The sequence below is a fragment of the Aquabacterium sp. genome (assembly GCF_030652515.1).
Classification (GTDB): domain Bacteria; phylum Pseudomonadota; class Gammaproteobacteria; order Burkholderiales; family Burkholderiaceae_C; genus Aquabacterium.
Map to the genome: position 1 here is coordinate 1 of NZ_JAUSAR010000084.1, position 2990 is coordinate 2990.

Consider the following 2990-nt stretch of genomic DNA (forward strand, 5'->3'; position numbering starts at 1 on the left):
GTTGTCTTATAATAAAAGAGTATATGTATTTTTATGTATAGTGATAGATACGACTAGTTTCGCCTTCAAGAGGCTTCTTCAGGTATCATACATAAATATAGACTTATATATAACATGTACTATTATACGTATATAACTGCAAGGGAGAGTATATAGTATAAGAAAACATGTGTGACAACGTTGCTATGTGAAACTGCGTAAAAATGATAGCGAAAGAAAAAGCAGTCAAAATGCAGTCAAAAAGCAGTCAGACTAGGGTTATGAGAAACGTGATGTCTGTTTGAGGTTAGGGTTAGGGTATAGTATACTAACCCCAATTACACCCCGTATGACGATCCAATGTTGTGTTTGTAGTGTGTGGGACTTATTGTGTGCCGATATGTTACAAGGGAGTGGATGTAATGCGGGGAGAAAGTGTTCCATCGATGTATGTTGATTTGTATGTACAGTGTGCAAGTAGGGTTTTTGTGTGTTTGACCTAGTTGTGGATGTGATACAAATGTGGTGTATGGTGTTCTGGGGGACTACAGGGACCTATTACACAGGGTTGTGAGTGTTTTGAAGCAAGCAATGGGTTAGGTCTAAACTGCGACTATATATTTCTGTATATATATATATAGAACAATGGGCGGTTAGGGTTAGCATGCTTAGGTCTAGGTCTTACTGTTTATCCCGTGAACACTGGAAGTAGGTCGTAATAGGTCTGGTAGATCCAGTACCGTTTGAGCTAGTTCCAGTTTTGTTCTGCACTTTGGCTTTTGATTTAGGCTTTGTGTGCGGTGTCAGAAACAGTTGAGGCTTGAGTGTCACCTGGTTGTTGTTTGACTGTGCACTTTTTGAATTTCTATTTACAGTAAGTAGAGATGATAGGTTTTTGTTGCTTTGATAAGCGATGATTGGTTTTGTCATATCACTTCCAAGCATATCATCCCAATGTGTAAGTAGATGTTTACGTATTGGATAATAATTTGTTAATGATGAATGAGGTGTAACAAATACTAATTTGTGATTATTGTTATTGTTATTCTTTTCATTTTTCATATCATTATTATTATTATCTTTGTTATTGTTGATAGCGTTATTGTTTTGTTTTTGTATTTCTCTGTTCCATTTTTGTAATAGAAAATGAGATTTTGGTTTATGAGAGTATTCAGATGTATTATAATGTTTGTTTAATAGAAATATATCTCTATCTTCATAGTATACATTATTGAATATTTCTTTTAAAAAACCAGGTAAATAACCTCTATCACGTAAACGATAATAGAATTTGTTTCTTACTTCAATGTAATCTTGAATGTTGGAACAATTTCTAATATGCCTAATAAGTTCAGTATATATAAATGATTGTTTCATCATATTAGTATGAAATGATTTATATGGTATATATAAATATAGATTCATTACTTTTTGATGTGTTTTAAAATCAAATATACCTTGCTCATAAAATCTTTTGCCTTTGTATATTTCTAAATCCATATAGGTAACAGAATGATTATCTTCAACAAGATTAACAGTAAGTTTATTATGCAAACCATTCCGTAAGAATTGTTTTAACACATCCACTATCTGTTTTGATTTTGTCATATATATTAGAATATCATCTAAGAACCTATAATAGAAATAGATATGTGATTGTTTTAATAATGTATTCACCATTTCATATTCTTGCATAAATACAAATATGTCTGCATATGCAGGTGCTACATTTGTACCCATTGCTGTACCATCTATTTGTTGATAAATTGTACCATTGAATTGAAAATAGTTGTTATTCATTATTATTGTTAACAGTTCTATCACCATATTTATTTTACTATATTCCCATTGTGCAAACTTCGTTAAGAACGTATGCATCATTTTTATACCATCAGTTGTTGATATGTTTGTATATAATGATGTTATGTCTGCACTAATTAGTATGCCATCTTTGTCTTGTATATGATGTTGTTCTAATTTGTTTACTAATGCTTTTGTATCTTTTAGTAACCAGGGAATTAAAATACGTGTAGGTGTTAGTAGTTGATCAAGTAATCTTGAAGCTGCTGTTGTTATCCATTTAGTAGAAGGAATGATTGGTCGTCCGCATAATTGTGGTTTATGTATTTTTATTAAAAGATAAAATATAGGTACCTTGCATTCTTGTACTGTTATTTCGTTTTTTAGATATTGTACATCTTTTGATAATAGTATCCAGTTGTTATATTTTTTTGCAACTGTGTTGATCTGATTATATATGTTCAATACTGTTTGTTCAAAGTTATATCGTGATATTACTTTGTATGTTTTTGTATCTGATAGCATTGTTGTACATTCATTGTTATACCATATTGTATCTACTATTGCAAGTCCTAGATTTTTATCTGCAGGAATGCATACAATGTTGTTGTTTGTCTTTAGTTGCTGTATAAAACGATATTGTGTTTGTGTACAATTACGTTTCATTGATTGCATTTGTGTATAAAGTACATTTGATTGTAATTGAGATTTTAACATGGAGAATGTTATGTTCAGATATTGATGAAATAATGGATTTGTGATAGGATGTTGTTGCATAAACCATTCTAATGCACGTGATGTTGTATGTCTACTTTTTAACTTGTTACAACGTTGCGTAATTGTATGTGCTTGTTGTTGTGTAAGTTTGTGTATATCATCTATGCATGTGATTGTTGGTTTATAAGGAGCAGGTACGTTTATACTAGTTATATATATTTCATTTGTTTGTTGTAAATGATCTATATATTGTAGTTGTAGCCTTCGTTCAAACACTTTCCAATCATGTGTTAGTACATGATCGATTGTTTGTATAGGTGTTGTACGTGGTGTTGGTATAAACTTTAATCCTTTAGAAAGAAACAATGTTTCATGAAAACAGAAATGATGTGATGAACGGTTGTGAATACCATTCGGTTTTAGTAATGATAAGTACCATGTAACAGTATGTGAACAGAACCATAGTGCTGCTTTGTGAAACATGATATCATTTT

The 2990-nt window shown here is 31.1% G+C and carries 1 protein-coding gene; it reads right to left on the minus strand.

From position 1 onward, the window contains the following. Window positions 1-660: 660 nt before the first annotated feature. On the minus strand, window positions 661-2990 hold a 2330-nt coding region (locus Q7V20_RS11110), incomplete at its 5' end, for a reverse transcriptase domain-containing protein (protein ID WP_304790647.1).